The organism is Streptomyces sp. HUAS YS2 (genome assembly GCF_033343995.1).
Taxonomy (GTDB): domain Bacteria; phylum Actinomycetota; class Actinomycetes; order Streptomycetales; family Streptomycetaceae; genus Streptomyces; species Streptomyces solicathayae.
The window spans coordinates 6,922,809-6,943,398 of the sequence record NZ_CP137573.1 but is presented as its reverse complement, the minus strand read 5'-3'; the positions used below and the strand labels follow the sequence as shown (position 1 = coordinate 6,943,398).

The 20,590-nt window shown below is 70.7% G+C and carries 16 protein-coding genes; 5 read left to right on the top strand and 11 right to left on the bottom strand.

Going from position 1 to position 20,590, the window contains the following annotated elements; translation table 11 throughout:
- Positions 1-27 precede the first annotated feature (27 nt).
- From R2D22_RS32165 to R2D22_RS32135, 7 genes are read right to left on the bottom strand one after another with little or no spacing between them, the layout of a single operon-like run.
- Entirely contained in the window at positions 28-3,585 is a 3,558-nt protein-coding gene (locus R2D22_RS32165; protein ID WP_318108526.1) for a ThuA domain-containing protein, read from the bottom strand.
- 43 nt (positions 3,586-3,628) lie between these two features.
- Complete coding sequence (locus R2D22_RS32160; protein WP_318108525.1) at positions 3,629-4,462, bottom strand: sugar phosphate isomerase/epimerase family protein; 834 nt, start codon at positions 4,460-4,462, stop codon at positions 3,629-3,631.
- Positions 4,462-5,670, bottom strand: coding sequence for an ABC transporter substrate-binding protein (locus tag R2D22_RS32155; RefSeq protein ID WP_318108523.1), 1,209 nt, complete (start codon positions 5,668-5,670; stop codon positions 4,462-4,464). Before R2D22_RS32155 ends, R2D22_RS32160 begins: the two co-directional genes overlap by 1 nt.
- Before the next feature lie 10 nt (positions 5,671-5,680).
- Entirely contained in the window at positions 5,681-6,622 is a 942-nt protein-coding gene (locus tag R2D22_RS32150) for an ABC transporter permease (protein ID WP_318108522.1), read from the bottom strand.
- Positions 6,619-7,608 carry an ABC transporter permease gene (locus tag R2D22_RS32145; RefSeq protein WP_411977102.1) on the bottom strand — a complete coding sequence of 330 codons (990 nt, stop codon included), beginning with the start codon at positions 7,606-7,608 and terminating at the stop codon, positions 6,619-6,621. Before R2D22_RS32145 ends, R2D22_RS32150 begins: the two co-directional genes overlap by 4 nt.
- Complete coding sequence (locus R2D22_RS32140; protein ID WP_318108520.1) at positions 7,605-9,041, bottom strand: sugar ABC transporter ATP-binding protein; 1,437 nt, start codon at positions 9,039-9,041, stop codon at positions 7,605-7,607. Before R2D22_RS32140 ends, R2D22_RS32145 begins: the two co-directional genes overlap by 4 nt.
- The gene (locus R2D22_RS32135; protein WP_318108518.1) at positions 9,035-10,126 is read right to left on the bottom strand and encodes a Gfo/Idh/MocA family protein; all 1,092 of its coding nucleotides are present in this window, start codon (positions 10,124-10,126) and stop codon (positions 9,035-9,037) included. Before R2D22_RS32135 ends, R2D22_RS32140 begins: the two co-directional genes overlap by 7 nt.
- A 119-nt stretch (positions 10,127-10,245) precedes the next feature.
- On the opposite strand from R2D22_RS32135, the gene R2D22_RS32130 reads away from it, so the two are divergent.
- Both R2D22_RS32130 and R2D22_RS32125 read left to right on the top strand, forming a co-directional pair.
- Positions 10,246-11,436, top strand: coding sequence for an ROK family protein (locus R2D22_RS32130; protein WP_318108516.1), 1,191 nt, complete (start codon positions 10,246-10,248; stop codon positions 11,434-11,436).
- Between the two features lie 90 nt (positions 11,437-11,526).
- On the top strand, positions 11,527-12,741 hold the full coding sequence (locus R2D22_RS32125; protein ID WP_318108515.1) for a metallophosphoesterase: 1,215 nt from the start codon (positions 11,527-11,529) through the stop codon (positions 12,739-12,741).
- Between the two features lie 16 nt (positions 12,742-12,757).
- Here the strand turns inward: R2D22_RS32125 and polX are convergent, their stop codons facing one another.
- A complete protein-coding gene (gene polX, locus R2D22_RS32120) occupies positions 12,758-14,500 on the bottom strand; it encodes a DNA polymerase/3'-5' exonuclease PolX (RefSeq protein ID WP_318108513.1) in 1,743 nt (580 codons plus the stop codon).
- A 123-nt stretch (positions 14,501-14,623) separates the two neighbouring features.
- On the opposite strand from polX, the gene R2D22_RS32115 reads away from it, so the two are divergent.
- Together R2D22_RS32115 and R2D22_RS32110 are read left to right on the top strand one after the other, a co-directional pair.
- Complete coding sequence (locus R2D22_RS32115; protein ID WP_318108512.1) at positions 14,624-15,025, top strand: VOC family protein; 402 nt, start codon at positions 14,624-14,626, stop codon at positions 15,023-15,025.
- A 94-nt stretch (positions 15,026-15,119) separates the two neighbouring features.
- Positions 15,120-16,640: a hypothetical protein gene (locus R2D22_RS32110; RefSeq protein ID WP_318108511.1), complete on the top strand. Its 1,521-nt coding sequence runs from the start codon at positions 15,120-15,122 to the stop codon at positions 16,638-16,640.
- A gap of 7 nt (positions 16,641-16,647) precedes the next feature.
- Here R2D22_RS32110 and R2D22_RS32105 read toward each other — a convergent pair whose 3' ends face one another.
- The gene (locus R2D22_RS32105; protein ID WP_318108509.1) at positions 16,648-17,574 is read right to left on the bottom strand and encodes a LysR family transcriptional regulator; all 927 of its coding nucleotides are present in this window, start codon (positions 17,572-17,574) and stop codon (positions 16,648-16,650) included.
- A gap of 125 nt (positions 17,575-17,699) precedes the next feature.
- On the opposite strand from R2D22_RS32105, the gene R2D22_RS32100 reads away from it, so the two are divergent.
- A complete protein-coding gene (locus tag R2D22_RS32100) occupies positions 17,700-18,899 on the top strand; it encodes a cysteine desulfurase-like protein (RefSeq protein ID WP_318108508.1) in 1,200 nt (399 codons plus the stop codon).
- 46 nt (positions 18,900-18,945) lie between these two features.
- Here R2D22_RS32100 and R2D22_RS32095 read toward each other — a convergent pair whose 3' ends face one another.
- Both R2D22_RS32095 and R2D22_RS32090 read right to left on the bottom strand, forming a co-directional pair.
- On the bottom strand, positions 18,946-19,659 hold the full coding sequence (locus tag R2D22_RS32095) for an alpha/beta fold hydrolase (protein ID WP_318108507.1): 714 nt from the start codon (positions 19,657-19,659) through the stop codon (positions 18,946-18,948).
- The gene (locus tag R2D22_RS32090; RefSeq protein ID WP_318108505.1) at positions 19,656-20,558 is read right to left on the bottom strand and encodes a helix-turn-helix domain-containing protein; all 903 of its coding nucleotides are present in this window, start codon (positions 20,556-20,558) and stop codon (positions 19,656-19,658) included. Before R2D22_RS32090 ends, R2D22_RS32095 begins: the two co-directional genes overlap by 4 nt.
- Positions 20,559-20,590: the final 32 nt, after the last annotated feature.

The window sequence follows — 20,590 nt, the reverse complement described above, 5'->3', positions numbered from 1 at the left end:
GGGCGGGCACCGGGTGCGCGGGGGCACTCAGCCGATCTGGCCGAACCTCCACAGCTGGCTGGCGGCGCCGGTGGTGCAGCGCGCCTGGGTCAGCTGGATGTCGTCGGCGGTCGAGCGCTTGGGAATGTCCAGGCACTTGCCGCTGGAGACCGAGACGACCTGGTAGGAACCCGGACCGGCCTCCACGAGCTTCCACTGCTGGTCTGTCGCGCCGGCGGCGCACGTCCACTGTTGGACGAGGGCGCCCTTCGGGCCGGACGTGTTGTCCGGCAGGTCCAGGCACTTTCCGCTGTGCACGGCGCTGAGGGTGAAGGCACCGCTGCCGGCGGCGTTCAGCCGCCACTGCTGGTTGCTGCCGCCGTTCGCCGCGTACTGGATGACCGCGGCGCCGTCGGCTGCCGACCCCTGGCGCACGTCCATCCGTTTGCCGCTGTGCGCGCTCGTCACGGTGTAGGTGTGGCCGCTCTCCGGCGGGGTCGGCTGTCCGGTGCCGGTGCCGTCGAAGATGATCGCGTCGAGGTCGTAGGAGTGCGCCGTCGGCGACTTGAAGACCGCGTACACGTTCTGCGTACCGCCCGGGTCGGTGACCGGAACGGGCACGACGTTGACGTACGTGTCCCAGTCACCGGTGGCCGGGACGGGGCTGGTGGCGATCAGGGCGCCGGTCGGTGAGCCCGCCCGGAGCTCGATGGAGCCGCCGGTGGCGGTGGGGGCCGAGAGCCGGAAGGTGACGGTCTCGACACCGGCCAGGTTCAGCGGCTTGAAGGAGATCCAGTCGTTGTCGTCGATGTCGCCGATGCGCTTGCCGTTCTCGGCGCCGCTCTGCTCGACGATCCGCACCCCGGACTGGCCGGTGTAGTACTCGGCCTGCTTGTGGCGCGGCTGGAGGGTGACGGTCGTGGTGCCCTTGAGACCGCCGTTGTCGGTGTAGTCGGCCGACAGGACGATGGAGGTGTTGGCGGTGGCGTCGTGGCCGGAGGCGCTGGTGACGATCGTCCCGGTGCATCCGGTGTACTGGCCGGTGTCGTGGCTGTGGCTGTCGTGGCCGAGGGCGGCGGTGACGACGACCTTGGAGCAGTCGACGGCGCCGTCCTCCGGGTCGCTCACGTCGACCCGGTACGTGATGGTGTCTCCGAAGTCGATGACGCCACCGTTGGGCGGGTCGGCGAAGGTGACCTTGGGGCGGGTGTTGCCGACGGTGATCGTCGTGCTCGCGATGCCCGCCTTGCCGGCGCTGTCGGAGACCGTCAGACGGGCCGTGTAGGTGCCGTTGGCGGTGTAGGTGTGCGTCGGGTGCGCGCCGGTTCCCGTGGCGCCGTCGCCGAAGTCCCAGTTGTAGGTGAGGGCGTCGCCGTCCGGGTCGGCAGAGCCGTCGGCGGAGAAGGTGACCTCCAGCGGCGCCTGACCGGAGTCGGGGGTGGCGCCGATCTTCGCCAGCGGCGTGCGGTTGCCGGCGACGTAGTCGACGCGGTAGATCCCGTCGTCGGTGTTGGAGTGCCCGAAGCCGTTGCCCCATTCGGCGATGTACATGGCGCCGTCGGGGCCGAACTTCATGTCGATCGGGGCGCGCGGGGCGAGCTGGGCGACGAAGGGGCTGATCTTCAGGAGTCCGCCGGCGGAGTCGAGGCGGAACTCCTTGACGAAGTTGCGGCTCCACTCGTAGAAGAACGGGGTCTTGTCGTAGTACTCGGGGAACTTGCGTTCCGAGGTGCTGGCCGCGTCGTAGTGGTAGAACGGGCCGCCCATCGGGGCCGCGCCGCCGGTGGCCTCGATCTCGGGGAACTCGGCGGAGGCGTGGTAGTCGTACCAGACCGTGGCGGCCTTGGCCGCGGGGAGGTCGGTCAGGCCGGTGTTGTTCGGCGAGTTGTTGACCGGTGCCGCGCAGTCGAACTTCGTGCCGGAGGTGCCGGTGGCGAAGTTGTAGTCGTTGAACGGGGTGTTGTTGCCGACACAGTAGGGCCAGCCGTAGAAGCCGGGCTGCTTGACGAGGTTCCACTCGACAGTGCCCTCGGGGCCGCGGTCCGGGTCGGCCGAGCCCGCGTCGGGCCCGTAGTCGCCGGTGGATATCCATCCGGTCACCGGGTCGACGGCGAAGCGGAAGGCGTTGCGGAAGCCCATCGCGTAGATCTCGGGACGGGTCTTGGCGGTGCCCGGAGCGAACAGGTTGCCCGCGGGGACCGAGTAGCCGCCGCCGTCCTCGGGGTGGACGCGCAGGATCTTGCCGCGCAGGTCGTTGGTGTTGGCGGAGGAGCGCTGGGCGTCGTACTTCTCGCGGCCCGGCCGCTCGTCGATCGGCGTGTAGCCGTCGGAGGCGAAGGGGTTGGTGTCGTCACCGACACCGATGTAGAGGTTTCCGCCGGGGCCGAAGTCGAGGCCGCCGCCGGTGTGGCCGGGCTCGTCCGTCTCGCGGTAGGCCGGGACCTCGATGACGGTCTTCGCGCTGTCCATGTCGAGGGTGTCGTCGCTCTTGACGGTGAACCGCGAGACCCGGTTGATCTCGGCGGTGCCGGCCGGCGAGTGGTTCACGTACACCCACCGGTTGGTGGCGAAGTCCGGATCGAGGGCGAGGCCGATGCCGCCGTCCTCGCCGCCGTCGTAGACGCTGAGGCGGCCTGCGACATGCGTCTCGGGCACGTTGTCATGGGTGTGGATGACGTTCACGGCGCCGGAGCGGGAGACGTACCAGACATCGCCGTCGGCGGCCACGTCCAGCTGCATGGGCTGGTCGGGCGCGCTGTCCAGGGTCACCTTCTGGTAGCGGTTGGAGACGGTGCCGCCGCAGTCGCCGGCCGCCGCGCCGGCCGCCCACTTGAGGCCGCCGAGGAGGTGCTGCTTGAACAGCGGCTCACTGTAGGAGGATGCCTGGTGGCCCATGGCGGTGGCCCACACCTTGCCGCCCTCGGCGTTGCGGCACCAGGAGATCGGGTGGTCGACACCCATCTTGGCGCCGCCGGCGTCGTAGGTGGTCTCGTCCGCCGTGACGAGCACGTGCACGTCGCCGCGCGTGTTCTTGTCGAAGTTGTACCACTCCTCGGTCCGCGTCCAGCGGTCCGGAAGCCCCTTCGTCGACGGGTGCGCCTGGTCCGCGACCTTGGCCGTGCCCTGCACGATGCTGGAGTGCGCGGTCATGTGGGCGCCCGCCATGACCACCTGGTCCCACCACGGGAACTGGGACTCGATGTTCATGTCCGTGGCGTTGTGGACGGCCACGATTCCATGGCCGCTGCGCACGTACTCCTGAGCGGCGGCACGCTGGGCGTCGGTGTCCCAGACCATGCCGGAGGTCTGGAGCATGACCACGGCGTCGTAGGTGTTCAGCGTGGTGGAGTTGAAGACGTCGGCGTCCTCGCTCCGGTCCACCTGGAAGGCGTTCTCGGCGGCAAGCTGGGTGAAGGTCTGGACGGCGGCGTCGATGGAGTCGTGCCGGTAGGCGCCGGCCGCCGTCTTCGTGAAGAGCAGGACCTTGAAATCGGCTTCGGCCGTGTCCGATTCCCTGGCCAGAGCGGGTGCGGCCTGCAGCGTGGTGAGGCAGAGGAGGGGGACGGTGAGCGCGACGAGGGCGCGCTTCACCCATGGTCGTGGCATGAGGGGCTTCTCCTTGGGACGGCGAGCGTGTGGCGGAGAGGTGTCACAGGGTGCGCAGGAACGCGAGTCCGTCGGTCGCGAGGGCGTCCTGACTGGCCGCCAGGGGCCGCCAGATGGAGGCGGCGGTCGCGATGGTGGTGTTGTCAGGGGTGAAGGACTCGATGACCCACGGACCGGTGTAGTCCGCGTCCTTGACCGCGTCGGCGAAGCCGGTCCAGTCGAAGTGGTCGGCGCCGGGGGCGCCTCGGTCCGTGCCGCACACCTGGATGTGCGCGATGCGGGATCCCGCATCCCGGATCGCCTGGGCGGGACTCCTTTCCTCGATGTTGAGGTGGTACGTGTCGAGTGCGAGGCCGCACTCGTCGGGAAGGGCGTCGAGAGCCTGTTCCACGGTGTTGATCAGGCTCGTCTCGTACCGGTTGAGGGGCTCGACCCCGATGCGTACGCCGCGCTCCGCCGCGTACGCGGCGACGGGCCGGAGGTTCTCCCGCAGTTCGGCGAGGACGGTGCGCCGTTCGTCCGTGTCCAGCTTCCAGGTGCGCCCCACGGAGGCGTACGCCGGGCCGCTGATCGTCGGGGAGCCGACGGCGACGGCGACGTCCACGCAGTGCTTCAGGTAGTCCTGCGTGTCGCGGACGGTCTCCGGCGAGGCCGCCACCAGCTCCCTGCCGGGAGCCATGACGAGAACCACCGAGGCGGCGAGGCCGTGGTCGTGGAGGAGTTCGGCGGTCCGGCCCGGTGACCATTCGCCCGGCTGCTCGACGGGGAGTTCGATCACGTCGAAGCCCCATCCGGCGATCCTCGGAACGAGCCGGCCGAGCGTCAGGTCGGTCGACGGCGAATCCCAGACCCAGGTGTTGACGCCTGTCGCGGGCACTACTTGCCGCCCCACTTCTGCGGGTAGCCGGCCATCTTCTCGCAGCCGCAGAGCGCGTAGTGCAGCGGCGGCATGCCGGGCTTGAGGTAGGTGTCCAGGTTCTCCTGGGTGATGGTCGGCTGCGGCAGGTTCCAGACCTTCGGCACGCTCTCCCCCTTGAGGACCTTCAGCGCGGCGATGACCGCGGTGCGCCACTGGTACGTCGGGTAGGTCGGGGCGATCGCCGTGAGCTTCGCGTCCTTCCACTTCTGCAGGAAGTCCTGCTGGTCCTCGCCGTTGATCGGCGGGACGGGCAGACCGGCGTCCTCGAAGGCCTCGACGGCGGCGACGGAGGTGGCGCCGGCGTCCAGCCAGACGCCGTCGATGGTGCCGTGGCGCTGGATGTAGTCGGTGACGACGCTCTTGGTCTTCGCGGCGTCGCCGTCGGTGAACTCGACGCCCACGACGTCGAGTTCACTCTTGTCGAAGGTGGCCTTCGCGGCGGACCAGCGGGTCTCCAGGACATCGACGCCGGGCAGGATGCGCAGCGCGAGGACCTTCCCGCCCGGCTTCACCTTCCGGGTGAGGAACTCCGCGGCCTCCGCGCCGAAGGCGTAGCCGCCGATCGGCTTGACGAAGGTCACGGGACAGTCGGTGTCGACACCGCGGTCGAAGACGACGACCGGGACCTTCGGGCAGGCGCCCTTGACGGCCGGGGTGAGCGTGGCCGTGGTGTTGGGCGAGACGATGAGCGCGTCACAGCCCTTGGCCTGGAGTTCGGCGATGTCGGAGATCTGCTTGTCGTCCTTGCCCTCGGCGTCCAGGACGGTGAACTTCGCGATCTCCGGGTGGGCGGCGACCTCGGCCTGCATGGTCTTCCAACCCACCTGGCGCCAGGGGTTGTTGGTGGCGGCGTTGGAGAAGCAGAGGTGGTACGGGCCGGACTTCTTGTACGGCGCCGTATCGACCGGCTTCGGGTCGATGGCCTGCTCCCACGGCTTGTCGGCGGGTCCGGTCGCCTTCGCCGTGCGCATGGCGAGCTGCGCGTCGTAGTCGGCCTGGACGAAGAATGTGGACTGGTCGCCGGTCTTCTTCCCGTCGGAGCCCTTCGAGGCGCCGGAGGAGGCTCGGGAACCGGCCGAGTCCTTGGGCAGGTCGCTGGAACAGCCGGTCAGCGCGACGAGTGCGGCGACGGTGGAGGCGGCGAGAACGCGTCTGGGGATGGACATGATGCTTCCTCTAGGCGGTGGTGGAGGCGGAGGACCTGATGCGCCGCGGGAACCGGACGTTCCCGAGGGCGACGGCGATGACGAGGATGAGGCCCTGCACGGTGTATTCGAGGGCGCCGGAGATCCCGTACAGGTTGAGCAGCGTGAAGAGGGCTTGGAGCGTGAAGGTTCCGGCGATGGCGGCCACGGCGGAGCCGCGCCCCCCGCCGAGCACGACGCCGCCGAGGACGACCGCGGTGATCGCCTGGAACTCCAGGCCTTCGCCGACCTTGGCGGACACCCCGGCGAATCCGCCGAGCAGGACGGCGCAGACAGCGGCCGACAGACCGGACAGGACGAAGGCGGTCGTCTTCACCCGCAGCACGCGCACCCCGGACAGGCCGGCGGCGAGCGGGTTGTCGCCCGCGGCCATCAGGGTGCGCCCGAAGTCGGAGCGCATGAGGGTGATGACGGCCGCGACGGCGGCGACGAGAACGAGGACCGACCACGGCACCGGCCCCAGGCTGCCGCGGCCGAACTGACGGAACTCCTCCGAGAGGGCGCCCCGGGGGGAGCCGCCGGTCCACAGGAAGACCGCTCCGGAAAGGATCAGGAGCATGCCCAGGGTCACGATGAAGGACGGCACCTTCAGCACGGTCGTCGCCAGCCCGTTGACGAGGCCGATGAGGGCACCGAAGGCGAGCAGCAGCAGGACGACCGGCCAGGTGGCGTCGGAGTCGCCGTCGATCAGCCGGGCGGCGATGACGACTTCGGCGGTCACGAGCGAGCCGACGGAGAGATCGAACTCGCCGGACACGATGACGAAGTACTGGCCTGCGGCGAGGATGGCCAGCGGGGCCGCCCGCTTGACGAAGGCGAGGAGGCCTTCGGGTTCGAGGAAGAGCGGGTTGGCGATCGCGATCGCCACGAGGAGCACGGCCAGGACGCCGAAGAGGGGAAGGTCGCGTCTCATTGTGCTCGCCTCCGACGGGCGTAGATCGCCAGGGCGGCGACGAGGACGACGCCCCGTACCACGTCCTTGGCGAAGGAATCGATCTCCAGCTGGTTGAAGACGCTGTCGAGGACGGCGAGGAGAAGCACGCCGCCGACCGTGCCCGCGACGCCGCCCTTGCCGCCGGCGAGGGCGGTGCCGCCGAGCACGACGGCGGCGATGGACTCCAGGTCGTAGCCGCCGTCGGTGCCGACGGTGGGGGCACCGGCGCCGAGTCGGGCGGCGAGCAGCAGACCGGCGGCTCCGGCGGTCAGGGAGCAGAGGACATGGGTGGCGACGACGACACGTCCGGTCCGTACTCCCGACAGGCGGGCCACCTCGGGGCTGCCGCCGACGGCGTAGATGCGATGGCCGAGCGGGGTGTGGCGCAGCAGGAACCAGGCCGCTGCCGCGATCGCCAGCCAGAGCAGGGCGGAGACGGGCACGGGGCCGACACGGTCGTAGCCGAGGTGCTGGAACGACTCGGGCACGCGGCCGGCGGGGCCGTCGTAGCGGTGTTCCAGGATGCCTTTGATGATGAGCGACACGCCGAGTGTGGCGATGAAGGCGTGCACCTTCAGCCGGGTGATGACGAAGCCGTTGACGAGGCCGGTGAGCGCGCTGACGAGGAGGACGGCGCCGATGGCGGGGAGGACGCCGTACTGGGCCATGGTCTCGGCGGCGACGAGCGAGCAGAGGCTCATCAGGAAGGCCACGGACAGGTCCAGCGAACCGGCGAGGATGGCGAGGGTCTGGCCGACGGCGACGATGCCGAGGGCCGCGGAGCGCTGCTGGATCCCGACGATGTTGCTCTGGCCGAAGAACTGGCCGCCGTCGAAGGCGAAGAGGGCCCATCCGATCATGATCATGACACCCAGCGCCATGAAGACGGCCCGGGCGGGGCTGTCGGCGGCGACCCCGCGCGGGGCGAGCCCCTTCAGCGGAAGGGGCTGGAGCTGTTGGGTCATGATCCGGCCGCCAGGTGCATCACGGCTTCCTCCGAGGAGTCTGCGGGCAGATGACCGGCGATGCGTCCGTCTCGGAGGACGACGATGCGGTCGCTCATGCCGATGAGTTCGGGGAGCTCGGAGGAGATCATCAGGACGGCCATGCCGTCCTCGGCCAGTTCCCGTACGAGCTCGTGGATGGCGGCCTTCGCTCCGACGTCGACGCCGCGGGTGGGCTCGTCGAACAGAAGTACCTTCGGTGCCACCGTCAGCCACTTGGCGAGGACGACCTTCTGCTGATTGCCGCCGGAGAGGTACTGGACCTCCGTCTCGGGACGGGGCGGGGCGAGACGCACCCGCCGCAGGAGGTCCAGGACCGAGGTTCCGGCGGGTCCGCCGCGGGCCCGGGCCGCGAGAAGGGCGTTGTCGCGTACCGACTGGTGCAGGGCGAGCCCCTCGGCTTTGCGGTCCTCGGTGACGAGCCCGATGCCCGCGGCGATTCCGTCGCGTACCGAGCGGGGGCGCCGGGGCGTCATCTCGCCGCGGGTGAAGGGTTCGGCGCCGAACAGGGCCTTGGCGAGTTCGGTACGGCCGGCGCCCTGCAGACCGGCCAGACCGACGATCTCTCCCGCCCGTAGCTCCAGGTCGATGCCGTCGAGGGTGGCGTTGCCGCCGCCACGTACCGAGAGGAGCACGTCCCCGGCAGGCTCTGTCGCACGTGGCGGGTAGTAGTCGGTGAGCTCGCGGCCGACCATCAGCCGGACGAGCTCGGCGGTGGTGAGTTCCCCGATGGGCCGGGTGGTGACCTTGGCGCCGTCCTTGAGCACCGTGACGCGGTCGGCGAGTTCGAAGATCTCCCGCAGGCGGTGCGAGATGTAGAGGACGGCGACGCCGCGTTCGCTGAGCCGGCGGACCAACCGGTACAGCAGCTCGACCTCGCTCTCGGCCAGGGCGGCCGTCGGCTCGTCCATGACGACGATACGGGCGTCCACCGAGAGCGCCTTGACGATCTCGACCACCTGCTGCTGAGCCACGGAGAGACGGCGCACCAGATCGCGGGGGCCGAAGGAGACTTCACCGAGTCCCTCGAGGAGCTCGGCGGTGGTTGCCTCCATCGCCTTCCTGTCCACCAGCCCGCGACGCTTCGGCTCGCGGCCGAGGAAGACGTTCTCGGCGACGGTCCGTTCGGGGAGGAGGGTGAGTTCCTGGTAGATGATCGCCACGCCCGCGCGCTGGGCGTCCGTCGGGTGTTTGAAGGAGACCGTCCGGCCGTCGAGCGCGATCGTGCCCTCGTCCGGCGTGTGCACACCGGCGAGGATCTTCATGAGCGTGGACTTCCCGGCGCCGTTCTCACCGATGAGGGCGTGCACTTCGCCGCGCTCCACGTCGAGGTCGACGTCGGTGAGCACGCGGGCGCCGGGGAAGCTCTTGCAGATGCCCGTCATCCTCAGCACGCCACCCACGCCCCTTCGTGTGCCGACCGGAGGGCGGCGTCGGTGAGCCGACTGGCGCGGGCACCGTCCTCGAAGGTGGGCAGCCCTTCGCGGGTGTCCCCGCCGATCGCGGCATAGGCATCGGCCACGAAGGCGTCGAAGCAGTCATGGAACCCCTGCGGGTGCCCGGCCGGCAGCGGCGAGTACCGCTTGGCGGCCTCCGAAAGACTGAGGGGGTCGCGTACGAGGGCCTGGGATCCGCTGCGGCCGCCGAGCCAAAGCCGGTCGGGGGTCTCCTGGTCGAAGGCGATGCTTCCGGAGGCGGCGGACACCTCGAAGAAGAGGCGGTTCTTGCGGCCCGGGGCGACCTGGCTGACCGAGACCGAGCCGAGGGCTCCGGACGCGGTGGCGAACTGCACGGTGGCCAGGTCCTCGGTGAGGACCGGCCCGCCGCCGTTGCGCTGCGGAACGACCACGGAGGTCTGGGCACAGACCTTGGTGATCGGGTCCCCCGTCACGAACTCGACGAGGTCGAACCAGTGCGAGCCGATGTCGCCGATGGTGCGTCCGGGGCCGCCCTGCGCCGGGTCCACCCGCCAGTTGTCGTCGGTCGACTCCAGCAGCCAGTCCTGGAGGTAGCTGCCCTGGATCAGGCTGATGCGGCCGAGTGCGTTCAGGCGCTCCCTGGCCTCCCTGACCATCGGGTGGAATCGGTAGGCGAAGGGGACTGCGGCCACGACCCCCGCGTCCGCGGCCCGTCGGGCCATCAGCTGGGCCGTCGGAGCCTCGGTCGCCAGCGGCTTCTCACAGATCACGGCCAGGCCGGCGTCCATCGCCTCGAGCGCGATGGGGGCGTGCAGATGGTTCGGGGTGCAGATGTGCAGGACGTCGATGAGGCCGGACGTGATCAGTTCGGTGACCGATTCGAAGGCCTTCTCGGCGCCGACCGCCTGGGCGCCCTCCAGGGCGTTCGCCAGGTCCGTTCCCGCGATGCCGACGAGACGTGCGCCCGCCTGCCGTGCTGCTCGGGCATGGACCCGGCCGATGAAGCCAGTTCCGACGATCCCCACCCGGACTTCCGCTGACTGTCGTCGTATGTCGAGCATGTTTCGGATCCTATGAATGACTTATGACGGGCGTCAACCATAAGTACGTCGACGGTTATGATTAGTGACGACCACCAGAACCACCAGACCTGACAGCCACATGGACGGGAGGCGGGGAGTTGACCACCGAACCGGCAGGCGCCGGCGCCCTTCTGGCGATCCTGCGCGACGGCCGCGCCCGCACGCGCACCGAACTGGTGCAGCTCACCGGCCTCGCCCGATCGACCGTGACCCAGCGCCTCGACGCGCTGGCGGACCAGCAGTGGATCCTGCCGACGGAGGACGCGATCTTCTCCGGCGGCCGGCCCGCCATCGCGTTCTCCTTCAACTCCGGCGCCCGGATGGTCCTCGCGGCCGACCTGGGCGCCACCCACGCACGGATCGCCGTCACCGACCTGTCCACCCGGGTTCTCGCCGAACGCAGCCGCGACCTGCGGATCACGGAGGGGCCGGAGTACGTCCTGGGCTGGCTCGTCGACGAGTTCACGGATCTGCTCACCGAGACCGGGCACACCCTCGCCGATGTCTGCGGGGTCGGCATCGGCCTCCCCGGCCCCGTGGAGCACACGTCGGGCCGGCCGGTGAACCCGCCGATCATGCCGGGCTGGGACGGCTTCGACGTACCCGGCCGGCTCCAGCCCCGGCTCGGCGCCCCGGTACTCGTCGACAACGACGTCAACATCATGGCTCTCGGCGAACACTGGGCCGCGAGCCCCGAGGTCGAGCACCTGCTCTTCGTGAAGGTCGGCACCGGCATCGGCTGCGGAATCATCACGGAACACCGGCTCCACCGCGGCGCCCAGGGCTCCGCCGGCGACATCGGCCACATCCGGGTGGCCCGGGCCGGAGAAGAGGCGTGCCGCTGCGGAAACACGGGTTGCCTCGAAGCGGTCGCCGGCGGCGGGGCCCTCGCCGCACGCCTCAGGGAGTCGGGCACGGACGCCGCGGACGGCCGAGGCGTGGTCACCCTGGTCCGTGCCGGGAACCCCGGCGCGATCCAGCTCATCCGCCAGGCGGGCCGGGACATCGGCGACGTCCTGGCCTCACTGGTGAACTTCTTCAACCCCGGAGTGATCATCATCGGCGGCGACATCTCGGAAGCCGGGGAGCACCTGCTCGCCGGCGTACGCGAGGTCATCTACAGCCGCTCCCTGCCGCTGGCCACCCAGCACCTCTCCATCCGGGGGCGGGAACTGGGCGACCGCGCCGGCGTGATCGGAGCCGCCGTCATGGTCATCGAGCACACGCTGAGCCCCTCGGCGGTGGACCGGGCCATCGCATCCCAGGACGTGCGGGCACTCACGCCCTAGAGACCGACGACGGCGGACAATGGGTTCACGTGCCGCGGCCGCCACCCGGCTCCGCCGCGGGCATGCCGGGCAGAACCCAGGAGGGGAAGCGTGACCGAGACCAGCGACACCCGATCCGCCGCCGGTGAGGCGCAAGGGGCACCACCGAGCCGAGTGCAGCGTCTGATGCGCTATCTCCCCCTGATCGCCCCCGTGCTGCTGTGGGCCGTGCCTTGCTGGGTCCTCCTGCACACCGGTCAGCACTGGCCGCTGTCCGTCACGCTGACCGGAACCGCTCTGTTCGTCCTCGGCCTTGTCGGTATGCCGCTCGCGATGGTGCGCGGCCACGGTCGGCGCCAGCAGGACCGGGCGGCGATCGTCGGTGACACGCTGCTGGGCGGCATCTGGATTCTGTTCACCTGGTCCGTTCTGCTCGGCGTCCTGCTCCGACTCGCCCTGGCCCTGGGCGGCGTCGGGAACGGACAGGACCGGGCGCGCATCGTGACCTGGGCCGTCCTCGGCGTCGTCGCCGTGCTGCTCGCCTGGGGGTACGCCGAGGCCCGACGCGTGCCGCGCGTACGCCGGCTGGAGGTGGAACTCCCGCGTCTGGGTAGCGGGTTGGACGGCACCCGCGTCGTCCTGATCACCGACACCCACTACGGTCCGCTGGACCGCGCCCGCTGGTCGGCGCGGGTCTGCGCGACGGTGAACACCCTGGAAGCCGACCTGGTCTGCCACACCGGCGACATCGCGGACGGCACGGCCGAGCGCCGTCGCGCCCAGGCCGCCCCGCTGGGCACCGTGCAAGCGACCCGGGCCCGTGTCTACGTCACGGGCAACCACGAGTACTACAGCGAGGCCCAGGGCTGGGTCGACCTGATGGACGAGCTGGGCTGGACGCCGCTGCGCAACCGCCATCTGCTGCTCGAACGCGGCGGTGACACCCTCGTCGTCGCCGGCGTCGACGACGTCACCGCCGAGTCCTCCGGACTGGCGGGCCACCGCGCCCACCTCGCCGGGGCCCTCCACGGCGCCGACCCCGACCTCCCCGTCCTCCTCCTCGCCCACCAGCCCAAGTTCATCGACCGCGCGGCTGCCCACGGCATCGATCTCCAGCTCTCGGGCCACACCCACGGCGGCCAGATCTGGCCCTTCCACCTCTTGGTCCGCCTCGACCAGCCGGCCGTCGCCGGCCTCAGCCACCACGGCACTCGCACTCTCCTCTACACCAGCCGCGGCACCGGCTTCTGGGGCCCGCCCTTCCGCGTCTTCGCCCCCAGCGAGATCACCCTGCTCGTGCTCCGCTCCCCGCAGCAGCCCGCATGAGCGGTCTCGTGACGCCTCAGGCGCCCTTCTTGCGCAAGCCCTTCTTGCCCAGGAACCGGCGCAGTCTCGTCACCGGCCACGTGTTGATGACGTCGTCCGTCGTCAGCCAGCCGCGCTGGGCCGTGGCCACCCCGTAGCGCACGTACGGCAGATGCGTGGTGGCGTGCGCGTCGGAGTTCACGGCGAACTTCACGCCGTACCGTTTCGCGCGGAGGATGTCCTCGTCGCACAGGTCGAGCCGCTCGGGATGCGCGTTGATCTCAAGAGCCGTGCCTGCCCGGGCGCAGGCCTGGAAGACCGCGTCGAAGTCGGCGTCGATGCCCGGGCGCTTGCCGATCCGGCGGGTGGTGGGGTGGCCGATGACGGCGACGTGCGGGTTCTCGCAGGCACGGACGAGACGGCGGGTGAGTTCACTCCTGCTCTGGTTGAAGTGGGAGTGGACCGAGGCCACACAGATGTCGAAGTCCGCGAGGAACTCGTCGGGCCAGTCCAGGGAGCCGTCCGGGCCGATGTTGAGTTCCGTGCCGTGCAGCAGCCGCATCTTGTGGTGCGCGCCGTCGAGCGCGCGTACCCGCTCGCGCTGGGCGAGGATCTTCTCGTCGGTCATGCGCTGCATGTACAGGTTCGGGGCGTGGTCGGTGACGGCGTAATAGGCGTATCCGCGGGCGGCAGCGGCGGCGATCATGTCCTCCAGCGGAGCCAGCCCGTCGGTGAGGTCGGTATGGGTGTGCAGATCGCCGCGGATGTCCTTCTCCGTCAGGAGTTCGGGGAGTTCGCCGCGCATGCCGGCCGCGATCTCGCCGCGGTCCTCGCGCAGCGTCGGCGGGATCCAGGGCAGTCCGAGCCTCGCGTAGATCGCTTCCTCCGTCTCGGACGCGATGCTCTCGCCGCTCTCGGCGTCGAAGAGCCCGTACTCGGACAGCTTGAGGCCTTGGCGCACCGCGAGTTCGCGCGTGCGGATGTTGTGCGCCTTGGAGCCGGTGAAGTACTGCAGTCCCGCGCCCCAGGAGGCCGGAGGAAGGACCCGCAGGTCGACTTGGAGGCCCGTGACGGTCCGTACGGAGGTCTTCTTCTCCCCGTGTGCGATGACCTCGGCCGTGTGCGGCAGGGCGGCGAGGGCATCCATGAACGGGGCCGACCGGCGCGCCGCCACCAGGATGTCGATGTCGCCGATGGTCTCCTTCATGCGGCGCAGGGACCCCGCGTACGTGCACCGTACGCAGCCGCGGATGTCCGAGAGCTCCGCGACGAGCTGCTCGGCGATGTCCATGGCGGCGCTGACGAGGATCCGGCCCTCGCCGGCCTTCTGCAGGACGGAGATGCCGTGCAGGATGTTCTCCTCGGTCCGCTCCCCGAAGCCCTTCAGGTCGCGGAGCCGTTCCTGGTGGATGGCGTCGATGAGCTGGTCGACGGTGGTGACGCCGAGCTCGCCGTAGAGGATCATGGCCTTGCGGGGCCCGAGCCCCGGAATCGCGATCAGCTCACGCACTCCGGCCGGCACGGACGTCCGGGCCTCGTCGACGACGGACATGCGGCCGGTCCGCAGGTACTCCACGATCTTGTCGGCGACGGACCTGCCGACGTTCGGAATCTCGAGCAGGCCCTTCGCGTCCAGTTTCGAGACGTCCTGCGGGTAGCCCGCGACGGCGCGCGCGGCCTTCTCGTAGGCCCGCGCCTTGAAGGCCTCCCCGCCCCGGAGCGCGATGAGGTCGGCGTACTCCTGGAGCAGCGCCTCGACCTGGTCGTTGGCTCGGGCCATGCCTCCAGGGTGCTCCGCGCGTCGGGCAGGCACCACCCCGGCCCGTCCGGACGGTCCGGGTGGCGGGCCGGGGCCGAAACACGAGGATGGTCTGGAGACATCGCCGGCAGAGGAGACCGCCCCGTGAACGAGTTCCCCGCCGCGGACATGGAGCTGACGCGGCTGCTCGTCGTCTCCGACGTCGCCGTGTCCAGGCAGTGGTACGAGCATGTGCTCGGCGCGAGCGTCGAGCGGGAGTACGAGTCCGCCTGCGTCCTGCGTCTGCTGGGCTCCTGGCTGCTGCTGGTCACCGGCGGAGGACCGACCGACGACAAGCCCGACGTCACGTTCGCCCCTCCCGACGACCCCGATCGCGTCAGTGCCGAGCTGATCTTCCGGGTACGTGACTGCCGGAGCGCCTACGACGCCCTGCGGTCGCGCGGTGCGCGCTTCCTCACTCCGCCGGTGGACCGCGGATACGAGATCCGTGCCTTCTTCAGAGACCCCGACGGCCATCTGTTCGAGATCAGCGAACTCGTCGGCTGACCTCACGGGGGGGCTCACTCGTCCGGAAGGAGCGTTGCGCCGAGTGCCGCGCCGCCCCGGGCAGCCGGCCGAGGCCGGCGGCAGCCTGGCTGCCATGACGGACAGAGGCGTGATCAGCGAGGTACGAGCCGGTGCGGCGGGCAGGGCGCGGCAGGGCCCGTCCGCCGGGGCGGCCATGAGGAATCCGCTGCCCTTGCTCGCAACCGTCTCCGCCGCCTTCGCACTCGTCCATCTCGCGCTGATCGCTCCGGGTCTCGGGCTCGGCTGGGACGAGTCGGTGTACGTCAGCCAGGTGAGCCCACAGGCACCGGCCGCGTTCTTCAGCGCGCCGCGTGCCCGGGGCATCACCTACCTCGTCGCCCCCCTCACCGTGCTGACCACCTCCCTCACGGCGCTGCGCGTCTACCTGGCCGTGCTGGCGGGCTGCGGACTGTTCCTCGCACTGTGGGTGTGGCGACGACTGCTGCCCGCGCCGGTTCTCGGTGTCGCGGGCGGCCTGTTCACCAGCCTGTGGATCACGATGTTCTACGCCTCGCAGGCGATGCCCAACCTGTGGGTCGCCTACGGGGCGCTCGCCGCTGTCGGCTGCTTCCTGCGGGCCGTGCGGGACCCGGGAGACCGGTGGGCGCCCGTCGGCCTGGCCGCCGGGGTGGCGTTCGCCGCGCTGATGCGGCCCACGGACGCGGTGTGGCTCGCCCTGCCGCTCGCGGTCGCAGCCGTGGCGATGAGGGCCCGCCGGTGGGGGTTCCTGCTGGTCGCGCTCGCCGCAGGCTTGGCCGCCGGGTGCGCTCCGTGGATCGTCGAGGCGTACGTCTCCTACGGCGGTCTCGCCGCCCGGCTGGACCGGGGCAGCGAGATCCAGGGCCGGCTCGGCTGGTACTTCTCCGTCGACGACCACGCCCGCGCACTCGGCGGGCGCACGCTGTGCCGCCCCTGCGACGTGCCCTGGCGGTTTCCCGCGGCCGCCCTGTGGTTCTTCGCGCTGCCGCTGCTCGTGGCGGCGGGTGTGCGGGCCGCTGTACGCGTCGGCCGCCACCGCACGGAACTGGTGGTGGCGACGGTGGTCGGCGCGGCACTGGCCGCGCCCTATCTGTTCACCGTCGGCTACGCGGCACCGCGTTTCCTCCTGCCCGCCTACGCGCTCCTCGCCCTGCCCGTCGCGTACGGCCTGGTCCGGGCGTGCCGGCCCCGGCCGCGCGGGCGCCGGATCGTGGTCGGCCTCGTCGCCGTGGCCCTGGCCTCACACCTGGCGCTCCAGTACCGGCTGGTCGACAACACGGCCGACCGAGTGCGCCGCTACACGGCCGACCTCGGGCGCATCGCGGCCGAACTCCACGCCCTGGGCGTGCGTCCGCCGTGTGTGGTCAGCGGTCTTGAGTCGATCCGCGTGGCCCTCCTGGCCGGATGCGCGTCCCGCCAACCCGGCGGCCCCAACAAGAGCATCACGCCGGGGGAACTCGTCGCGACGGCGCTCCACCAACCGGTCGCGATCCTGGTGGCGGACGCGGCCCGGCCCCCTTCGTACGCCCACGCATGGCCCGCGCATCCGCTGCCGGACCTGGGCAACCGAACGGGCCTGCGTGCCTACGTCTACGGCGCGCGGCCGCCCCGATGACAGTCGGCTACGACCGGATGCTCTCCAGGGCGCCGGCCAGGAGTGTGACCAGCTCGTCGATGACCGGGGGTCGGGCGCCGGGTCGGCTGACGGCGAGGATCTCCCGGTGGAGCGGTGTGACGCCGGGCGGAAGGACCACCCTCTCGACCCCGGACTCCTCATGCCCTCGGTCGAGGAGTGTGGCCGGGATCAGCCCCACCGCCAGGCCGGCTCGGATCATGGCGAGCATGCCGTGCAGGTCTTCGGTCTCCAGCGTCACCCGGGGCGAGATGCCGAGCTCTCCGGCCCAGCGGTGCAGCAGACGCCGGTCGGCGTTGTGCGCGTGGCCCGAGATCCAGTCGCGTTCCAGGCATTCGGCGAGCCGCACCGGGCGACGGCGGCCCGGCTCGGCGCCCGTGACCAGGACCAGCGGTTCGCGGCCCAGGGCTGTGACGGTCCACGCGTCGGACGGGGTCGGCGGGTCCTCGGGCAGATAGCGGTAGGCGACGAGCAGGTCCATGTCCCCCGATTTCACCTTCGGCAGTCCTTCGTGCGTCTCCACATCGATGAGGTGGATGCGGGGGCCGGAGCGACGGGCCTTGAGCGTGGACAGGACCTCCGGGAACAAGTGGCTCATCGCACTGGGGTAGGTGCCGACGCGAAGTTCGGCGATCTCCCGGTTCGCGATGCCGTTGGCGACATCCTGGAATCGCGCGGTCGCGTCGAAGAGCGTCTCGGTCGCCTGCGCGAGGGAGCGGCCGGCCGCAGTGAGGATGAGTCGGCTGCCTGGGCGGCGGACGAGCAGTTCGATGCCCATGTCGCGTTCCAGCGCGGCGATGTGCTGGGAGACCGCCGAGGGCACGTAGCCGAGCGCTGCCGCGGCCTCGGCCATCGAGCCATGACGCACGACGGCCAGGAAGGTGGCGAGGAGCTTCAGATCGGGCTGGGACTTCATGGATCGTGAACTCTCTCTTCGCGATTCATCGCTTTACGTGTTCCGACACCGAGTGCCAGAGTCTATGCACCTCACTTCCAGGCACCGCGACCACCAGGCGAGCCGCCCGACAGAAAGCCGAGGCCATGGCCATCGACCTCGCGGCCCTCCGGGCCCACTTCCCCTCCCTCGACGACGGCCTCGCCTTCTTCGACGGGCCGGGCGGCACACAGACCCCCCGCCCCGTCGCCGACGCCGTCGCCGCGACGCTGACCGGACCCCTCTCCAACCGAGGAACCGTCAACCCGTCCGAACTCAACGCCGAGCGTGCGGTCACGGACTTCCGCGCCGCCTACGCCGACCTCCTCCACGTGCCTGCGAGTGGCATCGTCCACGGGCGCAGTGCCACGCAGCTCACGTACGACTTCTCACGCCACCTGGCCAAGAGCTGGAACCCGGGCGACGAGATCATCGTCAGCCGTCTGGACCACGACGCCAACGTCCGCCCCTGGGTCCAGGCTGCCGAGCGCGCCGGAGTGACGGTTCATCGGATCGAGATCGACGCGGGAACGACGGAGCTCGACCTCGACTCGTACGAGCGGGTCCTCTCACCGCGGACGCGGCTGGTCGCGGTCACGGCGGCCTCGAACGTGTTGGGCACCAAGCCGCCCGTCCGCCGGATCGCCGACCGGGCCCACGAGGTCGGCGCCCTGGTGTACGTGGACGGTGTGCACTACGCGGCGCACCACCTCGTGGACGTGCCCGCGTCGGGGGCGGACCTGTTCGTGTGCTCGCCCTACAAGTTCCTCGGACCGCACTGCGGGGTGCTGGCCGCAACGCCCGAGCTCCTCGAGACCCTCCACCCGGACAAGCTCCTGCCCTCCCCCGACACCGTGCCGGAGCGCTTCGAGTTCGGCACGCTCCCCTACGAGACCCTGGCCGGCGCCACCGCCGCGGTGGACTTCCTCGCCGCGCTGGACCCCGGCACGGCGACCTCTCGCAGGGAGCGACTGTCGCGGTCCCTGGGCTCCCTGCACGAGCACGAGCTGACGCTCCGTACGAGGCTGGAGGAGGGTCTTCGGTCGCTGGGTGACGCCATCACCCTGCACTCGAAGGCCCACGACCGCACCCCGACGCTCCTGATGACCCTCGAAGGCCGCGACGCGCGCGAGGCCCAGATACACCTGGCCGGGCGCAACGTCGTCGCCCCGGCCGGCCAGTTCTACGCGCACGAGCCCTTCGCCGCGCTGAAGCTGGAGTCCCCGGCCCTCCGGGCGGGCCTGGCGCCCTACAACACCCCCGACGACGTGGACAGGCTCCTCGACGGCCTCGCCGCATTCCTCTGACGACGCGTCCCCGGCACCTGCCGCTCAAGGGCGCGGAGGCCGGTGGTCAGCTCGTCGCGCGTACGGCGTCTCTGATCAGGTCGGCGACCTGTTTGGGCTCGGACAGGACGACGGCGTGGGAGGCGTCCGGGAGTTCGACGACGACGGCTCCCGCGCGGGCGGCGCCGAAGCGCTGGGCCTCGGGGCTGATGGTGCGGTCGGACCCGGCCACCAGGGCCCAGGACGGTTTCGTCCGCCACGCCGCCGTGGACACGGTCTCGGTGAAGGCGGCCATGGCGAGCGGGCGTTGGGCCGCTGCCAGGACGCCTGCGACGTCCTCGGACACGTCCGCCGCGAAGACGGAGGGAAAGGCCGTCTCCTCGATGGTGACCTCGACCGCCGAGTCTCCGTCGAGGAGCGGGTACGTCCACTCCTTCAGATGGCCAGTCAGCGGACACTCGGGGAAGCTTCCTTGGAGCTGGCCGAGGCTCTCGCCCTCGTGGGGCACGTAGGCGGCCACGTAGACGAGCCCCACGACGTTCTCCGCGGCGCCGGCCACGGTGATCAGCGCGCCGCCGTACGAGTGGCCGACGAGTACGGCCGGGCCCTCGACCTGCGTCAGGAAGGAGGCGAGATAGGCGGCGTCCGACGTCAGGCCCCGCAGCGGGTTCGACGGAGCGATCACCGGGATACCGCTGCTCCGCAGTTCCGAGATGACGCCTATCCAGCCTGTCGCGTCGGCGAAGGCACCGTGCACGAGGACGACGGTGGGGTTGGTCATGCGACCGGGGTGCGGACAGTCGTCGGCGCGACGGCGGAGGTCGCCAGCGCCTGCCATTCGCTGGGGCTGATGCCGTAGGCCCCGCGGAACGTGCGGCTGAAGTGAGAGGGACTGCTGAAGCCCCAGCGGTGGGCCACCGCGGCCATGGTGGTTCTCCGGGCCCTGGAGCGGCTCAGCTCGAGCCGGCAGAACTCGAGCCTGCGCTGTCGCACCCACTGGCTCACCGTGCTGCCGTCGTTCTGGAAGAGCTTCTGCAGGTACCGGACCGAGATGTGGTGGGCGCGTGCGATCGACTCCGGCGAGAGGTCCGGATCCATCAGATGTTCTTCGATGTAGGCGTGGATACGGGACAGCATCTCGTTGACGGCCCCCGGCGCGTCGTCGGCCTCGTCCGTCGCGTCCGCGTCGAGGAGCTCCATGACCAGGACGGAGAGGAGATGCACAGCCGTCCTGGCACGTCGGTCCCCGATCGTGGACCGGCGGAACTCCGCCCTGGCGGCGAGCGCGGTCAGGAAGTCGGAGGCCAGCGCCCCGATCCCCTCCCCGCCGCGTACGGGTACGCCGAGCACCCGGTCGAGTTCCGACTCCGTGACGCCCAGATAGCAGCGGGGTACGCGGAAGAAGATCATCCGGCAGTCCTCGCCGAACCGCAGCAGATGCCGTCGGGCCGGGTCGCAGAAGACGAGGTCGTTCGGCTCCAGCAGGGTCTCGGCACGCTCGCGGACCACGGTGACGGGCCCACGGACATGGACGCCGAGGTAGACCTGGTTCCGGTCGTCCGTGTCCGGCATCTCGGAGACCATCCGGACCAGCCACCCGGAGCGGGAGGAGGGCGAGGTCGGGTCGGGCGCCTGCCGGGGCACACGTGCGGACGCAGGGGACATCAGTGTGAGGGGCATGGTGGTTCCTAGCCGTAGGTTCGTGCGGGCGG

Bases quoted from the DNA above. Each gene is read 5' to 3' on its own strand.
- polX (WP_318108513.1), bottom strand. From the start codon at position 14,500: ATGGCCCGAGCCAACGACCAGGTCGAGGCGCTGCTCCAGGAGTACGCC.
- R2D22_RS32155 (WP_318108523.1), bottom strand. From the start codon at position 5,670: ATGTCCATCCCCAGACGCGTTCTCGCCGCCTCCACCGTCGCCGCACTC.
- R2D22_RS32165 (WP_318108526.1), bottom strand. From the start codon at position 3,585: ATGCCACGACCATGGGTGAAGCGCGCCCTCGTCGCGCTCACCGTCCCC.
- R2D22_RS32095 (WP_318108507.1), bottom strand. From the start codon at position 19,659: ATGACCAACCCCACCGTCGTCCTCGTGCACGGTGCCTTCGCCGACGCG.
- R2D22_RS32145 (WP_411977102.1), bottom strand. From the start codon at position 7,608: ATGACCCAACAGCTCCAGCCCCTTCCGCTGAAGGGGCTCGCCCCGCGC.
- R2D22_RS32100 (WP_318108508.1), top strand. From the start codon at position 17,700: ATGGCCATCGACCTCGCGGCCCTCCGGGCCCACTTCCCCTCCCTCGAC.
- R2D22_RS32090 (WP_318108505.1), bottom strand. From the start codon at position 20,558: ATGCCCCTCACACTGATGTCCCCTGCGTCCGCACGTGTGCCCCGGCAG.
- R2D22_RS32105 (WP_318108509.1), bottom strand. From the start codon at position 17,574: ATGAAGTCCCAGCCCGATCTGAAGCTCCTCGCCACCTTCCTGGCCGTC.
- R2D22_RS32150 (WP_318108522.1), bottom strand. From the start codon at position 6,622: ATGAGACGCGACCTTCCCCTCTTCGGCGTCCTGGCCGTGCTCCTCGTG.
- R2D22_RS32110 (WP_318108511.1), top strand. From the start codon at position 15,120: ATGACGGACAGAGGCGTGATCAGCGAGGTACGAGCCGGTGCGGCGGGC.
- R2D22_RS32135 (WP_318108518.1), bottom strand. From the start codon at position 10,126: ATGCTCGACATACGACGACAGTCAGCGGAAGTCCGGGTGGGGATCGTC.